We start from the raw sequence: 17036 nt of genomic DNA on the forward strand, positions 1-17036 counted from the left end.
GAGAGTGGAACTGCTGCCCAACGGTGAAGTGGTGCGGCGGTAGATAATCTCGAATACTCAACGATAACCTCCGCTCCGCCGCACCAACGCAGTATCAGGCGTTTGGTAGCTTCGATCACTTGCGGCTTTTCCAATAACCAGGCTCACGACTACAATGCATGACTGCCAAAATTTAGGATGTAGTCTTGCTCAATTGTGTAGAGAACACCATAAGGAAACTTACGCGCCATGCACCGCCGAACGTCTTCATCAGTGGCAGCGTAACGGGCGGGGGCTTCCCTAACTCGATAAACTGTATCCTCGATCGCGCTTATGAATGCTTGGCTGATGTATTGTGCCAACCACAATCGATACCCAGCGCGGACTGCGGCGATCGCGCTCGGTTCGGGACTTAGCGATTACTGGTGTGGTGCTAAGACTCGGGGAATGTGAGTCGTGGCCAGTCTGTTCCACGTGTATCAAGGGCCAGCCAGTCGCTAGCGATCGCTCCAGCTGCCCAGGGCAATGCCAAAGCATCGCTGACGTGACCCAAGCGGCCCCCTTTACAGCGCCACATATTGATTGCGGCCCAACCGCTTGGCTTCATACAACGCCTGGTCAGCAAGGTGAATGAGCGTGCTGAGATTCTTATCAGCTTGAGGCAACAGGTGGGCAATTCCTATACTGACAGTCACCCGCTGGCTGACCTCTGAGCCTCGATGGGCAATGGCTAAGTCTTCGATTGCCTGCTGCAACCGTTGAGCGACGGCAAGAGCACCCTTCAAATCGGTATCAGGCAGCAGGATGGCAAATTCTTCTCCCCCATAGCGAGCCACTAAATCATCTGGACGCTTCACAACTTGAGCAGCGGCTTGGGCAACTTGGATTAAACATTCATCACCGGCTTGATGACCATAAAGATCGTTATACCGCTTGAAATAATCGACATCTAATAGCATGAGCGACAGCGGTGAACGTCTGGTAGCCGCCCTTTGCCACTCTCGATGAATCCGTTCGTCAAAGCAGCGGCGATTGGCAATTTGGGTGAGACCGTCAAGGTTAATTAACTTCTGCAATTCCTGTATAGCCTGATCCAGAGCCTGCTGAGTGCGCTCTCGTTCTTGAATCTCTCGGCATAGTTGTTCGTTCGTATGGGCCAGTTCTTGCGTCCGCTGAGTTACTTCTAGTTCCAGTTCATGGGTATAGTCGGCCAAAATCGCTGCCATGCGCTTGCGATCGCTGATATCTTGCCAGACCACGATCGCTGAGGTGATCCTTCCCCGTTCGTCTAGGATCGGAGTCCCCTGGGCTTCGAGGGGAATGAGCTGATCGCCATGACGAATTTCGAGGTCGTCATCCAGCAGATGCTCGCCAGCAAGCGCGCGAAATGTCGGCAGGTGCTCAGGGGGGCAAATCGTGTTTGCACTCTGGCGGTAGAGGGTAAGATACTGCGCTGATTGGCGATTTTGGGCGTTTGATGACGGTCTTAAAAGCTGTTCTGCCATCGCATTAGAGTACAGCGTGTGCCCCTGCTGATTGTGAACGCTGACCCCAATGGGCAAGGCGTTGAGAAATTGGGTCAGCATCGCATTAGTCGATTTCAAGTCGGTTTTAGCCCGCTCATTTTCATTGAGGACGGCACTCAACGTCAGAGTCGTCAAGCTAATAAATGCAATAAAAGATTGCAACAGCACCAAAGACGAGTTCACGGAATCTTGGGCAAAGGTACTTTGCCCCCGCACTGTGCCAAGGACTGCGATCGCTGTGATGCCAACCATTAACAGCGTTGCCCCCACATCGCCAAAGCGAAAAGCGGCCCAAATGATCAGAGTGACTGATAAATAAGCCACCGGATAGCCCTGCATAAATGCAATTTGACTCACCGTCAGCGCGAGACACAGGAGCAACAGGCCCTCCAGCGGTTGTTGCCGAACTAAACGCTGAAATACTGGGGCATTTTGATGCCAGGTAATGATTAAAGGGGTGACGGTCACAATGACAAAAGCCTCCCCAATCCAGGTCGTGATGACCAGGGATAAATAAAGCTCCCAGCTAAATTTCCCCAGCAAACAGAGAGACAGCGGCACAATAACTACTGCCAAGCAAGGCCCCAAAAGGCAATTGCAGACAATAAAGCAAATGGTGTCTTTGGCCCGACCCAAAAAGTAACGGTTTTGAATGAGGTGAGCCGTCCAGTAAGCCCCAAGTAGGTGCCCGATGATCAGGCTCATCACGATCACAGGAGTCAAGACTACGTCGGTGACGGTAGATAGCCCATTGAAAAAAATAATTTGAGCGATGACATTGCCGATGACAGTGCCTAGCCAAATCGGATAACCCCAAATGTAAATCAGCCCAACACTGACGCCGCTGGGAATCCAGAGAACGGTAAAACCAGAAACGGGATCTAACGCAAACAGCGACACGTATCCTGTGCTCACATAAGCGGCAGCGGCGATCGCCTGCTGCCAGAGAGGGATTTGACGAAAGTTGAAAAGTTGCCTCAAAAACGGTCTCAATTGATGAGATTGCCAATTTTTTACCAACCGATTGGTAGATTCGACCATGCCCTGATTGTGGAGAGCTTTATGAGATTAGAATACCCAGGCTATCGGCTAAACGGGAGGCTTTGGTCAACATGGATGGCCGACATCTCGAAATCTCTCTTGTTGATCAACGGGCGTTTAGGGATAACGTCAAGCGAGTAATCGCAATGTGAGTGGAGACTCATCGTCAACGCAAACATTAGGGTTCCAAGCCTTTTTCAATTGGGCGATCGCTGATGTATGGCAGAGGGGCGAAAGGTGCCAGGTGTAAGGTTTACGGAACGCTTTCACCGCAAGCAGTGCAGGCATCGAGTATGACCTGACCCAGTTGCGGCTTGCAATATCAGTTCTTGGCTTGCTGCGGGTCAGCGGTTTGTCTTCCTGTAATCTGCCTGGTGGGGGCAATTGTGGGGAGCGTGAGCCTTGCCGCGATCGCTCCCCCTAGCGCAACCGTTGTTTCAGCCAAAAGTTGAGCAAAGGCAGGGCGATGCGATAGCTAAATTGGGGGCCGTAGATCAGCCCTTTTTGCTCCAGGCTGTTGAGGGCACCTTGCAAGCCGCCGCCCCGCGAGAGCTGATGCTTTTTGATATAGGCGCTGGCCTGGGGACTGTCAGTGGGGTCGAGGGCCAGGCTTTCCAGCACCCGGGCCTGGGTGGGGGGGAGTAGCAGCAGCAGGGCCTCGAAGGTGACGCTGATGTCCTGTACCAGGGTGAGCATACTGCTATGGACTTGATGGGCCTGGATGAGGCCAGTCGGAGAGTGGGTGGCGAGGGCGGCACAATCCAGCCAAATGCGCTGGGCGAGGGCGATCGCATCCTTTAAATGTCCCTGCACGTAACTTAAATACAACTCCAGCGCCTGACTCTCAGCCTCAAAGGTGAGCCCGGCGGCGGCCATGCTCTGGGTGATCCAGGGGCGCAGTTCCGGGTCAGCCAGGGGGGCCAGGGCAATCACCGGCAGCTGACTGGCGAGCATCCAGGGTTCTGCCACAGTGGCGATCAGGGCATAGCTGACCCGATTTTGCTGCTGAATTTCTTGCCGGAGATAGGTTTCCCACTTGCCCCGCCGATCCCATGAGCGAATGTGGAGGAAATTGTGGAATACAATCACCACCTGACAGTTCAGCCACTCAGCCAAGTATTGCGGCAGCGCCAGGAGGCCTTCAAATAAGGGCCATTCTTTGCCCGGATTGGTCGGCCAGACGAGGCGCGCTTGGGAGGCCAGGGTTTGGTCTAGCGTGAGGGGCTGATTCAGGCTCCAGGCTTGAATTTTGGTGAGTTCGTCCGGTTCCGCAAAGGCTTGGGTGATGGCATCGGCCAGAAATCGCAAAAACTGACCGGCGTTGCGGCACCGCAGAAAATCAATTTCGAGGCAACGGCAGCCGACTTGTTTGGCGGCTTCTCGGATGAGCGATCGCCGTCCAATGCCGGGCACCCCGGTGACCACAAAATCGCTGTCCCGTTGCAGCAGGCTCGTTACGAGGTCGAGTTCGACTTCACGGCAGGGGAGCGATCGCGGCACAAAAGGAGGCATGGCAGTAAAGCTGTAGTTAGCACTATTTTTTAGTGCTAATATTGCTGGTTGAGTACTCTTTGATCGTAACACTCTATTTTTGAGGTACACCATCGTCGTGGTTCACAGCACACTCACGGATTCTGACGTTGATGATCCGGCAAGCGGGGCGATCGCCCGCGCCGTTTCCACTCACTGGCACACCTTAAGTCCTCACCAGGCAACCACCCTGTTGGAGAGCAGTCCCCAAGGACTCAGCAACAGCGAAGCGGAGCACCGCCAGCAAGTCTATGGCTGGAATGAATTGCAGGAAGGGGCGACCCGCCGTCCGTTGGAGATTTTGTGGGACCAGTTCAAAAACATCATGCTGCTGATGTTGATTGCGGTGGCCCTGGTGTCCCTCCTGTTGGATTTGCAGTCAGGGGGCTTTCCGAAGGATGCGATCGCGATTTTTGCGATCGTGCTGCTGAATGGTGGGCTGGGTTATCTGCAAGAGAGCAAAGCCGAAAAAGCACTGGCCGCGCTCAAAAACATGACCTCACCACGGGTGCGCGTGCTGCGGCAGGGGCGCGAGCAAGAGGTCGACGCCAAATGCCTGGTGCCAGGAGACATCGTGCTGTTGGAAGCCGGGGTGCAAGTGCCCGCCGACGGCCGGCTGCTGAACGCAGCGAATTTGCAGATCCGGGAAGCGGCGCTGACGGGGGAAGCGGAAGCGGTGATCAAACAGCCGGAAGTCACGCTGGCAGAAGAATCGGCCTTGGGCGATCGCGTCAATCTGGTCTTCCAGGGTACAGAGGTGTTGCAGGGGCGCGGCACCGTGCTCATCACCCAAACGGGCATGCAGACGGAACTGGGCCGCATCGCTACGATGATTCAGTCGGTGGAAGCGGAACCGACGCCATTGCAACAGCGCATGGCACAACTGGGCAACGTGTTGGTGTCGGGGTCGCTGGTGCTGGTGGCTTTGGTGGTGGCGATCGGGCTACTCCGCACGGGCGATTTGAGCCTGTTTGATGAACTGCTGGAAGTCTCCCTCAGTATGGCGGTGGCGGTGGTGCCCGAAGGATTGCCCGCTGTCATTACGGTGACGCTGGCGCTGGGCACCCAACGCATGGTGCGCCGTCACGCCCTGATCCGCAAACTGCCTGCGGTTGAAACTCTGGGTTCCGTTACGACCATCTGTTCCGATAAAACGGGGACGCTGACCCAAAACAAAATGGTGGTGCAACGGGTGCAAACCCTCGACACTCAGTACACCATCACAGGCACCGGGTATGCTCCCGAGGGGCAAATTTTGGCCGATGGCCAACCGGTGGCGATTGAGTCTGCCCCGGCGTTAGAAGCCCTGCTGATGGCGAGTGCGTTCTGCAATGATGCCACCTTAAGCCCGACGGGGAATGTGTGGACGATTTTAGGTGACCCGACGGAAGGGGCGCTGCTGGCGCTGGCGGGCAAAGGGGGCTTTCACACCAACCGCCTGAAGCAAAACTGCGATCGCATTGCCGAAATTCCCTTCACCTCCGAACGTAAGCGCATGAGCGTGGTCATTCGCCCTTGTGAGGATGGTTCTTGTCCGGTGGATGAGGCAGTGATGTTCACCAAAGGCTCGCCGGAGCTAGTGCTGGAGCGGTGCCAGTTGGTGCAGATGCCCGCAGGCACTGAGCCGCTGACGCCAGCGAAGCGCGATCAGATTCTCGCCCACAATGATGAGATGGCTTCGCGCGGGTTGCGGGTGCTGGGCTTTGCTATGAAGCCACTCAACCACGCTGTGCCCACGAACGACTTGGAAGCCGAAGAACAAGAGCTCATCTGGCTGGGGCTGGTCGGGATGCTGGACGCGCCCCGGCCCGAAGTGCGGGCGGCGGTCAAGGCCTGTCGCCGCGCGGGCATTCGTCCCGTCATGATTACGGGGGACCATCAGCTCACGGCGCAGGCGATCGCCACCGATTTGGGCATTGCCCAACCCGGCGACACCATTCTTACCGGACGTGACCTGACCCACCTCTCCACCGCTGAGTTGGAAGCCACCGTGCCCCATGTGAGTGTGTACGCCAGAGTCGCGCCAGAGCACAAACTCCGCATCGTGCAGGCCCTCCAAAAGCAGGGCGAATTTGTGGCGATGACCGGGGATGGCGTCAACGATGCGCCCGCCTTGAAACAGGCCGATATCGGCATTGCCATGGGCATCACGGGCACCGATGTCAGTAAAGAAGCCAGCGACATGGTGCTGCTGGACGATAACTTCACCACCATCGTGGCCGCAACGGAAGAAGGGCGGGTGGTCTACGACAACATTCGCCGCTTCATTAAATACATTTTGGGCAGCAACATCGGCGAAGTGCTGACCATTGCCGCCGCTCCGCTCATTGGTTTGGGCGGCGTGCCCCTGTCGCCGCTGCAAATTTTGTGGATGAACCTGGTGACGGACGGGGTACCCGCCCTGGCCCTGGCCATGGAACCGGGGGAACCCAATGTTATGCGGCGTCCCCCCAACAATCCGCGAGAGAGCATTTTTGCGCGGGGACTGGGGGCTTACATGGTGCGGGTGGGCATTTTGTTGGCGATTTTGGCGATCGCCCTCATGGCCTGGGCTTATCAACACACCCACGCGGCAGGCTATCCTGGCGATCCCGCTACCTGGAAAACGCTAGTATTCACGACGCTGTGTTTGGCCCAGATGGGCCACGCCTTGGCCGCCCGGTCGGACACGCGCCTAACCGTGCAACTGAATCCCGCTTCGAATCCGTTCATCTGGGCAGCGGTGCTGCTCACCACAGGGCTGCAAATTCTGCTGATTTATGTGCCGCCGCTGCGGGACTTCTTTGGCCTGTATCCCCTGTCGGCGTTAGAACTGGCGGTTTGTTTTGGCTTTAGCGCGTTGTTATTTGTCTGGCTGGAAGGGGAAAAACTCTTCATCCAGTTCGCAATGAAGCGCCAGCGATCGTAGGACAGCTTCAGGGACCCGGTCCCTTGGTCTTGGCCTTAACGCACCGGTGTTTCCGGCAGGGACCGGGTCCCTTATGAGATTTGCTTCCCACCTACCTTTTCCCAAACCTGCATGAAAAAACTGATTGATTTTGGTAAAAGCCCCTGGCCGATGTTGATTTTGACGGCGCTTTCGGTGGCGGTGGCCGTGCTCACCAGCCTGGACTGGAGCTATTCCGAATATGCGCCCGACCGCACCACTGCCCCCGCCACTGAAACGCCCGTCAAGGCCACCCAACCATGACGATCGCACTGACCCTGGCGGTTGTTCTACTGGCGTTAATTTGCTTTGTCGGAGAATGGTTTCCCGCCGATGTAACCGCGATCGCGGTCATGGTGCTCTTGATGACACTGGGGCTGGTCACTCCGGAAGAGGGCATTTCCGGCTTTAGCAGTTCCGCCACGATTACGGTGCTGGCGATGTTCATCCTGAGCGCGGGCATCGACCGCACCGGAGCCGTCCAAGCGGTGAGCACCGGGTTGATGACCTGGGGCGGACGGCGGGCCAGTCGCCAAATTGTGGTGATGGGGGCGATCGTCGGGCCAATTTCCGCCTTCATCAACAACACGGCAGTCGTTGCGGTGTTTCTGCCCATCGTCGAAGACTGGTGCCGCAAGCAGGGCATTTCGCCATCCAAACTGCTGATGCCCCTGTCGTACCTGACGGTGCTGGGCGGCATGTTGACGGTGATCGGCACCTCGACGAACGTATTAGCCAGTGGCCTTTCGGCGGACTTGGGCTATAGCCCCTTCGGTCTGTTTCAGTTCACCGGGGTTGGCCTCATCACGGGAGCGATCGGGTTGCTGTACCTGGCATTTGTCGCGCCGCGCTGGTTGCCCCAACGGCGATCGCCCGCCGAGTCCCCCGTGCTGGAACGCTACGGCCTCAACGACTACATCAGCGAAATCGTGATTCCCCCCGGTTCTAAGCTAGTGGGTCAGTCGTTGCAGGGCAGCCAGCTCCAGCGGCGCTTCGATCTGGATGTGATGGAGCTGATTCGCGAGGGCGCGCACTTTCCCCAACCCATTGCCGACAAACGGCTACAGGCGGGCGATATCTTGCTGGTGCGCAGCCAGCCAGCCTGTTTGTTGAAAATCAAAGAAACTCAGGGCATTGAAATTTTGCCGGAGGTGCAATTTGGGCGATCGCAGGCCGAACCCGCCCTGACCCAGGGTGAAGAAGGCATTGCGGAAGTCCTGCTTTTGCCCAATGCCGAGATCGTCGGTTCCACCCTCAAAGAAACGCGGTTTCGCCAGCGCTACAACGCCACCGTGCTCGCCATTCAACAGGGGCAAACCTTGGTGCGCGATCGCCTGGGTCGGGTGCCGATCCAGTTTGGTGACGTGCTGCTGGTGCAAGGCCCCAAACAAAGTTTGCTGGGGCTGCAAACCCGTCCGGGCTTCGTGTTAGCGCAGCAGCGAGATCTTGAAACCTTTCGGCGAGAAAAAGCCGGGGTAGCGATCGCCATCCTCCTGGGAGTCATCCTCCTGGCCGCCGTGGAATGGGTGCCCATTTTGGTCAGCGCCTGGATCGGCGTCGTCCTCATGCTGCTGACGGGCTGCCTCAAACCGGGGGAGCTTTACAGCTCCGTGCGCTGGGATGTCATCTTTTTGCTGGCGGGGCTGATTCCCCTCGGTATTGCTATGGAAAATTCTGGCGCGACCCAGTGGCTAGCGAATCAGTTGGTGGCCCTGGGCGGGCAGTGGTCGGGCTATGCGTTGCTGACCTTATTTTTCGTCATCACGTCCCTCGTCACAGAAATCTTGTCCAATAATGCCTGTGTCGTGCTGTTGCTGCCGATCGCTGCCCAGGTGGCCGAGACCTTAAATTTCAATCCGTATGCGTTTATGTTTACAGTCATGTTTGCGGCCTCCAACAGCTTTATGACCCCGATCGGCTATCAAACGAATACGATGGTCTACGGCCCTGGCGGCTACCGCTTTGCGGACTTTCTCCGCGTGGGCACTCCCTTGAATATCCTCATGGCGTTGGTGACTCCGCCGCTGATTATTGCTTTTTATGGACTCTAACACCGCTCAATCGAAGTTTTCTCAGGAAATCAAGACTCTGTTGGAACAGTTGGCCCACCAGCCGCTGACTCTGGCCCACGTGCTCAATGAAACCTCCGAACGGGGGTTTAGCCTGGTGATTGGGCTGTTAGTGCTGCCCTTTCTGTTTCCCATGCCGCCGGGGTTGACGACGATTTTGGGCTCGGCCTGTCTGCTGCTGTCGCTGCAAATGACCGTGGGCAGGCGATCGCCCTGGCTACCCCACCGAGTGGCGCAATTTCAGTTTCCCGCCACCCTGGCGCGGCAGCTGCTCAGCAACCTAAAGCGGGTCACTCGGGTCACCGAACGGTTCGTGCGGCCTCGGCTGACTCACCTGGCGGCTAGTTCCCGCGCCTGGCAAATCAACGGCGCTTGCATTAGCTGGTTAACCGTTCTGCTGATGCTGCCGATTCCCATGACCAACCCTATCCCCACCCTCGGGATTTTGCTGATCGCGATCGCCACCCTCGAAGCCGATGGCCTGATGCTCTGCCTGGGTTATGTGACGACGGGCTTAATTACGGGACTGTTTGGCATCTTGGGATACGGTTTGCTGCGATCTTCCGACGTGATCATGCAATGGTTGCAGTGATGCGTCAGGAGCCTCTGCCAGTCGGTGCAACGGAGTCCATATGAACGGACGCTCTAAGTGGCCCATTCGCTGCTCAACTAACGCTGTAAGTACTCCACAGGTTTCTAAATGAATCAACAAAAGACGGCAAGGCCTCACTAGAGGACGCGGGTTTTGGCCGTTTTGCTTGAAAGCTGGTGACAGGACTCGAACCTGCGACCGGCTGATTACAAATCAGCTGCACGAGTTCTGAAGCCCTTTCCCTGAAAGGAATTGGGGCTCTCTAAAGAATGATGTACTAAATTCTGTGCTATTTTTCCGCTTAGTCTTGCCTGCTTTTGCGTAGCTATGAGAGCAGATGAGTAGCGCTCAGCGGGTCGATCATGCTCGTATGGTAAGCGCTTTTCTTCCCTTTATGGCGCGGCTTAAATCTCTTACGGCACGATGAGCAATTCATCCCAGCGAGTGGTGTAGCGAGGAGACCGCATCTCTGCTTTTGTCCGCCAGGATTGCTCGAAGCCTTGTGCAGCACATCGCACCGTGCCAGCCCCAAACTGGCTGTTAAGAGCGTCCATTACCTCCATTAATTTGCGGCCTTTTTCGCAGCTTTTGTGATTAATGAATAAGTCCTGCTGGATTTCATGGGCTGGGGTAAGTTCAGTCAGCCACACCCCAGCCTTTTGGTAATGATCACCTACTCGGTAGAGGGGACCGAGCGCCTTTAGGGCTGCTTTGGTCAGGGTGATGGTGTGGTTCGTTGGGGCCGAAAGGCCCACCGTTCCGCTATTTCGGTAGTAGGGCAGATCAGCATTAAAGCGATTGGTGGCGATAAAGACGGCGAGGAGTGAGGCCGAGAGGTTATCCCGGCGCAGTTTATGGGCGGCTCTTGCGGTATGAGTTGCGATCGCTTCTCTTAGATCTTCTAGGTCAGTGACTGGATGCCCAAAGGAGCGAGAGACGCAGCATGATTTTCGTGGTTGGGGGATAAGCTCTAGCGGGAGGCAGCTGGTACCACGAAGCTCTTTTACAATGCGGACACCAACGATGCCCATCTGTCTTTTGATCCAGGCAAGGTCAGCCTGCTTAAGCTTTAGCGCAGTAGTAATGCCATAGGCTGTAAGCTTTTTGGTTGACTGCCTGCCGATGCCCCAGACCTCTCCCACCGGGAGGTTTTCTAAGACTTGGTCGGGGTCGCGCAGGATATAAGTCCCCTCCCCTCTCTTAGCGATTCGGTTTGCAATTTTGGCTAAGGTTTTTGTCGGTGCAAGCCCGATTGAGACAGGTATTCCAGTCCAGCGCTTCACCGTCGTTCGCATTATCGAGAGAGCATGGTCGGACACCTCCCCTGTGAGCCCGACAAACGCCTCGTCGATTGAGTACACCTCAACCTCAGGGGTAAAGTTTTGGAGTGTCTGCATGACACGGTTTGAGAGGTCACCGTAGAGGGCGTAGTTCGATGAGAAGATCTGGATCTGATGCTTCTCTATGAGGTCTCTCATCTGAAAAGCAGGGGTGCCCATTTTGATGCCCAAAGCCTTTGCCTCATTGGACCGGGCGACTGCGCACCCGTCGTTGCTACTAAGCACGATCACCGGGCGACCTTCAAGCTTTGGGTTAAATACCCGTTCACAAGAGACGTAAAAATTGTTGCTATCGACTAAGGCTATTAAGCGGCTCATCACGTCAGGAAATGAATGGCTTTTGTGACCACACCCCAGACGTCAAAGGACATGGCGGGATCTATGTGAATGGGTAGATATGCTGGGTTTTCTGGAAGGAGCGACACCTTTCCATGACTTATGTCGAGGCGCTTTATAGTGAGGTCACCGTTGACCACTGCGATGACGATATGGCCAGTGGTTGGGGTAATCGCACGATCGACGATTAGGAGGTCATTGGGGTAGATCCCCGCACCGACCATAGAGTCGCCACTGACGCGAACGAAGAAGGTTGCGGCGGGGTGATGAACAAGATAGCGATTGAGGTCGAGAGGGCCTTCGACATAATCCTCACCCGGAGACGGGAAACCAGCAGGAACAGTGATAATGAACAAGAAAGGTGCGTCCAAACAGGGCAGTGGTAGTTGCAGCCTGTTATCCGTAGAACTCGCCTGTGCACCTAGTGGACATTCCATATAGTACAAGCGTTCTTACTTGATTCATCGCTTTAATTTAGATGTGGGCAAACCTTTACGTCGGGATGAAGATTGAATTTGATGGTCAAGAGTGGATGGTGACTGAGGTCGACTTCATCTTTGAAAAAGTCACGGTGAGGCCAGTCAATGAGGAGCCTCCACGGATCGACTATTACGGGGTTTCAAAGATTGTGCCGTTTAACGAGCTTCCTTTCGCGAAGTGATGGGCAGGATGCAAAGAAGGGGGCCTTTTACAGCTCTCTTCTATTTCTCCCACTGCTTTAATTTCAGCAATTTGGCACCCAAATTCCCTAGGGAACACGTTTTTGTTGTAAAGCTGTTTGTGCGGTACCCACTTCTCTACAAGCAGACTTGTTGAGGTATGGCCGAACGGCACAACGTTACTCCTTTTCACTCGCCTGGCACCCTCCCCTCATTGGATACAGTTGCCTTTGAGGCTTCTCCCTCGGGTGAAGTGCTTATTGAGTACGCGGCGGCGGACCTTTCGCAAGCTGGGTATTCAATTCGTCTCAAAGATCTTCCAGACGGGGAACGTCCTCGGGAGAGACTCTTTGCGCTTGGTCCCAAGTCACTCTCTACTGCTGAACTTCTTGCTGTCGTCCTTGGCCCCGGACAAGGCTCTCCAGGACTTTCCTCAGTTGGCCTTGCCCAGCATGTTCTTTCAGTATTACGGGACAGTAATGCCGACGCATTGGTGAAGCTGCAACATATTGAGTCTGGAGAACTCCTCGATATCCAGGGGATTGGGCCAGCAAAGGCAGCAACGCTCATTGCTGCGCTTGAGCTTGGAAAGCGTGTTTTTCAACGGCGGCCTTTACCGGGAACGGTACTTGATGATCCTCGGGTGGCGGCAGACGCCCTGGCACCGCAACTTATGTGGGAGACGCAAGAGCATTTTGCCGTGGTGTGTCTCAACATTAAGCATCAGCTACTGTCTACGAAGGTGCTCACCAAGGGCACGTCGAGCGAGACACTTGCTCATCCAAAGGATGTGTTTGTTGCTGCACTTCGCGGGAACGCAGCGCGTATTATCGTGGCCCACAACCATCCTTCGGGATCTCTTTCGCCAAGCAGAGATGACATCACGCTGACGCGGCAGCTTCTTCAGGCCGCAAACATTATGGGCATTCCACTTCTTGATCACCTCATTCTTGGTGGGGGCGATTTTCGAAGCCTAAGGCAGACCACCATGCTTTGGCAGGAGGAGCCTCAGGATGAGGCGATGCAAAAAAGCCCTACAGTTAATCGTGACGAGTAGCGTAGTCCCCTACCCTGCTCGTTACTTACGCGTGTTGTCTTTCTCGAATGCGGCTGCCACTGACTCTAACTCCCGCTGCAGTTCCTTTGGCGAAGGAAGACCTTTTGCCGCCACCGCTTCAGGAAGAGAGTCGGTGAGCTGATAGGTGGAGACACCAATTGGTTGGGAGAATCCTTGGAGGGCATACTGGACGACTGCTTCATTATGAGAGCGGCAAAGGACGATGCCTATTGTGGGTTGGTCATCGGGGTGGCGGCACCTGTCGTTAATCACATTGATGTAGAAGTTTAATTGGCCTGTGTACTCAGGGCGAAACTCAGTGGTTTTAAGCTCAATCACCACGTAGCATCGCAGGCGCACATGATAGAAGAGCAGATCGATAAAGAACTCACTATCACCTACCTCAAGTCGGTATTGACGCCCCATAAAGGAGAAGCCAACACCAAGTTCAAGGAGGAATTTTTGGATGTGGGTGACCAGGGCATCTTCTAGTTCTCGTTCATGCGCTTTCTCTTTGAGTTCGAGAAATTCGAGGTTGTACTCGGATTTTAGGAGCCCCTGCGCAAGGTCAGATTGGGCGGGGGGAAGCGTTTCTTTGAAGTTGGTGATTGCGCCACCCTGGCGCTCATAGAGGTTACTTTCGATCTGAAAGGCTAGCACGTTTCTGCTCCAGCCATGCTCGATAGTCTTTTGCATGTACCATTGGCGCTGCTCTGGTGACTTGACCTTATCGATGATGGTGCAGGTGTGTTTCCAGGGGATTTGTGCATTAAGCTGGTGCACAATTGCAGTTTCCGGAAATTCTCGCGCAAATGCTTGCATATACTTAAGATTTCTCGCTGAGAAGCCTCTTATCTCTGGAAATTCGAGTTTGAGATCACGGGCTAAACGATCAATGACTTTTGTGCCCCATCCCTCCTCATGCTGCCGCTTGAGGATGTCATTACCTATCTGCCAGTAGAGCAGGATAAGCTCACGGTTAACCGAGAGCGCCGCTTTGAGTTGAGATTCGCGGATCCGGGATTTGAGATCAGTCAAAAACTGAGCGTAATTGGCTGGTTGCAGCTGCTCGGCCAAGGGCGGTCCTTAGAGAAAAAAAGTCTTAGGTAAGAAAGAGCGGTAGCAGCTAAGGGGCTGAAATTCAACAGGTTGCGCGGCACCGGGCGGCTCTCAACTTCCCTACGCCCCGATTTCTTCGAGTAATGACTCCATAAGTGATTGAATTTTTGAAAGTTTCTTTGTCTGCTGGGCGTTTAGCTCGGTTTTTTTCTGGGCTTTCTTTAAGCGTTTGAACGCCTCCCCTACCCCGTGAATGGGTGAAGTCTCTGAGGTGTGTTGAGGTGTTTTACGCGCGGTGCTTTCTTGTACCCGTTCTTGCACAAGCCGCAGCGAGAGCTTATCGGTCAATGTCTCTTTGAGGAGTCTCTTTCTGGTGACCTCATCTTTTATTTTCCCAAGCGCTAACGCTGCATGAAACGAGAGCTTTCCTTCCATGTGGGCAGTCTTTAACTCCTGAGGGAGCTTTAGGGCTTTTAAGTATTTCGCGCGAAAGGTTTCTACGGCGATGCCGAAGTGGTCGAGAATCGCTTCGATTTTATGGAATTCGTCACTGGGGGAAGCGCTTCCCCCGCTTCGTTTTCGGTGGTGCCCTTCAGATTGAATGAGCCAGATCGCCTTCTCCTGGGGAATGTGGTGCTCTAGTTCAATGAGTTCAAGGATGCCTTCAATTTCTTCTAACTTACTTAGGTCTTCGCGGAGGAGATTTTCTGCCAGGGCAAAGCGGAGCGCTTCTTCATCGGTGTAGTCATCGATTAAGCAGCGTACTTCAGTGAGTCCTGCTATGGAGGCGGCGCGGTAGCGGCGCTCACCAGCGATAAGCTCATACGTGTCTTCTCCTAAAGGCCGGACATTAATAGCGCCCTTAAAGCCTTGCACCTTAAAGGAGTCGGCCAATTCTTGTAACTTTCCTTGGTCAAAGAAGCGGCGCGGTTGGTGGCGTGTCTTAATGTGCTGCAGCGGTATCCATTTGGCGTCACCACTGCCCTGCCCTTCTTGTGGCTCGTTTTCTGCGTCGATCGCAGGCGCACTAAGCAGGAGATCAAAGGCACCTCTATCTTTAGGCTGAGGTTTTGCGTTTCGTGCTCCCATTACATTCGCTCCAGATTAGTCGCAAGCTGCCGTAGGTTCTCCACTGCAGGGTGCTTCTGATAGAAGATGCCAAGTGGTTGCCGTGCACGCCAGGCATTATCGAAGTCAGTGGCATTGGGGATTGCGGGGTGAACGGTGTAGCTTCCAAAGAGCTTTTTGATTTCGTCTAGCGTGAGGCGATCGTGGACACGCCGTGCGTCATACATCATTGGCACCGCACCTGCGATCCGGAGTCTGGGGTTTGCCCGTTGGAGCACTACGCTGATGGTTTCTCGTAAGTCGTCAGCCCCCTCTAATCCTTTCTCATTGGTCTTAATCGGAATAAGCACGTGGTTTGCAGCGATGAGGCTCATGAGACTTAGGAGCCCTAGATTTGGTGGGCAGTCGATCAAGATAAAGTCATACGAGTTTCGCAGCGTCGTGAGCGCATCGCGGAGGCGGTATTCACGTCCTTCAACCGCAGCAAGTTTGCCGTCAATGGTGACTAAGTTTCGGTTTGCAGGAGCCAGCGCCAGTTTGTGGATATCGGTATGAATTGGGAGGTCATCACCGAAGGCGATCGCATCAAAAGTAGTTTTATCAAGCTGTTTTGGATCTATGTCGAAGTACTTTGTAAGCGAGGCCTGCGAATCCATATCGACTAGGAGCACACGGTGCCCTTTTTCAGCGAGGTGATAGCCCGTATTGACGACAAGAGTCGTTTTGCCAACACCGCCTGACTGATTCACAAAGGCAATGATGCGTGACATGGGCATTAGATATTTAGGCACTTTGTTGCTGGTGTCAGCGCTGACACCAGCTTTTTCGAGACTACTCTTTTAGTCGAAAAGGAAGAAGTTTCATCAATAACTTTGCTCCCTTTGGGTCGAGAGTACCCTGTGTTTTTCTTTTCTGCCACTGGAATCAACGGTTAATTTCTTTCGCACTTCTTTTCTTTGTAATCAACGAAGAAACTGGTGCGTGGTGTCAGCGCTGACACCACTTTTATTTGGCTCATTCTTTCTGACTAGAGGCGCGTAAAGTTTCTCGATTGAATTTTTGCTGAGGAATTCATCCGTTGATAAGAGGGGCTTTGGGGAGTTCGTACTATTACCCGCAAATCACCTTCTCTTGTGTCTACTAAGTGAGCCTCTTATTGAGGGATTGATGATGAGTCACACTGCCAAAAAGAGTGTGGTGTAAGCGCTGACACCACATGAAATGACACGCTTTCATTTGCTTTAAGATGAGTGAATATCTTCGTACTATTACCCGCATTCTGAAGTCTGATTTAGGTTGAAACTCGACAAGTTGTGGTTAGAAGGTGACCTGGTTTTACAGCTCTTGGTGTAAGCGCTGACACCACGTAAAAAACATTACTGACTCCCTGCTACGAAGTGCCCTTTTGCGAATAGAAAAGACTCTCACTAACGACTTCTGTGTGACAGCAAGCTCTTCTTTTCACTTCGTACTATCACCCGCAGAGCGGCGGGATTCCCTTTGAGAATAAGGAGACTTGATGGGTGATTTTTTGGGCAGGAGCCACTCTAAATCAATAGTGGTGTCAGCGCTGACACCACTAAACGGCAAACACCACTTCTTCACGTATTGCGATCTATTTTGTCTTTTCCTCGGGTGTGTTGTGAGCTTGCGGAAATAATCGAGGGGGAGGGGAAAAGGAAGTTAAATGAAGGATTCATCGAGTGACTTATGTAGTCCCTAGTTGGTTGGTGTCAGCGCTGACACCAGGACAAAACGTTTACTCGATTGCGCCATTCATTCTTTGTACTATCACCCGCAGCGCGGCACTATTTCCTGAGATGGAGAGTGTTTTCTGTAATGCCTGGGCCGAGG

At 54.2% G+C, this 17036-nt stretch carries 12 protein-coding genes and 1 tRNA gene; 5 read left to right on the plus strand and 8 right to left on the minus strand.

Going from position 1 to position 17036, the window contains the following annotated elements; all coding sequences use genetic code 11:
* Positions 1–542: 542 nt before the first annotated feature.
* The gene (locus DYY88_RS14405) at positions 543–2486 is read right to left on the minus strand and encodes a sensor domain-containing diguanylate cyclase (protein ID WP_160299546.1); all 1944 of its coding nucleotides are present in this window, start codon (positions 2484–2486) and stop codon (positions 543–545) included.
* A gap of 480 nt (positions 2487–2966) precedes the next feature.
* Entirely contained in the window at positions 2967–4058 is a 1092-nt protein-coding gene (locus tag DYY88_RS14410) for an ATP-binding protein (RefSeq protein WP_039726844.1), read from the minus strand.
* A gap of 97 nt (positions 4059–4155) precedes the next feature.
* Here DYY88_RS14410 and DYY88_RS14415 point away from each other — a divergent pair, with 97 nt between their 5' ends.
* The 4 genes from DYY88_RS14415 to DYY88_RS14425 all read left to right on the plus strand — a co-directional run bounded on the left by DYY88_RS14415 (position 4156) and on the right by DYY88_RS14425 (position 9663).
* A complete protein-coding gene (locus tag DYY88_RS14415) occupies positions 4156–6984 on the plus strand; it encodes a cation-translocating P-type ATPase (RefSeq protein ID WP_367889296.1) in 2829 nt (942 codons plus the stop codon).
* 111 nt (positions 6985–7095) lie between these two features.
* Entirely contained in the window at positions 7096–7266 is a 171-nt protein-coding gene (locus DYY88_RS24205) for a hypothetical protein (protein WP_160299547.1), read from the plus strand.
* Complete coding sequence (locus DYY88_RS14420; protein WP_039726845.1) at positions 7263–9053, plus strand: SLC13 family permease; 1791 nt, start codon at positions 7263–7265, stop codon at positions 9051–9053. Before DYY88_RS24205 ends, DYY88_RS14420 begins: the two co-directional genes overlap by 4 nt.
* Entirely contained in the window at positions 9043–9663 is a 621-nt protein-coding gene (locus tag DYY88_RS14425) for an exopolysaccharide biosynthesis protein (RefSeq protein WP_039726847.1), read from the plus strand. The genes DYY88_RS14420 and DYY88_RS14425 overlap by 11 nt, the downstream gene beginning before the upstream one ends.
* Positions 9664–9837: 174 nt before the next feature.
* On the opposite strand, the gene DYY88_RS24210 is transcribed toward DYY88_RS14425, so the two are convergent.
* The 3 genes from DYY88_RS24210 to DYY88_RS14435 form a co-directional block, all read right to left on the minus strand.
* A tRNA-Thr gene (locus DYY88_RS24210) sits at positions 9838–9954 on the minus strand.
* A 122-nt stretch (positions 9955–10076) separates the two neighbouring features.
* On the minus strand, positions 10077–11321 hold the full coding sequence (locus DYY88_RS14430) for a Y-family DNA polymerase (RefSeq protein ID WP_039726849.1): 1245 nt from the start codon (positions 11319–11321) through the stop codon (positions 10077–10079).
* The gene (locus DYY88_RS14435; protein WP_201278996.1) at positions 11321–11695 is read right to left on the minus strand and encodes a LexA family protein; all 375 of its coding nucleotides are present in this window, start codon (positions 11693–11695) and stop codon (positions 11321–11323) included. The genes DYY88_RS14430 and DYY88_RS14435 overlap by 1 nt, the downstream gene beginning before the upstream one ends.
* Before the next feature lie 463 nt (positions 11696–12158).
* On the opposite strand from DYY88_RS14435, the gene radC reads away from it, so the two are divergent.
* Positions 12159–13055, plus strand: a complete 897-nt coding sequence (radC, locus tag DYY88_RS14440) for a RadC family protein (protein ID WP_084607058.1) — start codon at positions 12159–12161, stop codon at positions 13053–13055.
* A gap of 21 nt (positions 13056–13076) precedes the next feature.
* Here the strand turns inward: radC and DYY88_RS14445 are convergent, their stop codons facing one another.
* From DYY88_RS14445 to DYY88_RS14455, 3 genes are all read right to left on the minus strand, one after another.
* Complete coding sequence (locus DYY88_RS14445) at positions 13077–14132, minus strand: PDDEXK nuclease domain-containing protein (protein WP_039726852.1); 1056 nt, start codon at positions 14130–14132, stop codon at positions 13077–13079.
* Between the two features lie 102 nt (positions 14133–14234).
* Entirely contained in the window at positions 14235–15203 is a 969-nt protein-coding gene (locus DYY88_RS14450; protein WP_052288408.1) for a ParB/RepB/Spo0J family partition protein, read from the minus strand.
* A complete protein-coding gene (locus DYY88_RS14455; RefSeq protein WP_039729867.1) occupies positions 15203–15952 on the minus strand; it encodes a ParA family protein in 750 nt (249 codons plus the stop codon). The genes DYY88_RS14450 and DYY88_RS14455 overlap by 1 nt, the downstream gene beginning before the upstream one ends.
* Positions 15953–17036: the final 1084 nt, after the last annotated feature.

The organism is Leptolyngbya iicbica LK, from assembly GCF_004212215.1.
Lineage (GTDB): Bacteria > Cyanobacteriota > Cyanobacteriia > Phormidesmidales > Phormidesmidaceae > Halomicronema > Halomicronema iicbica.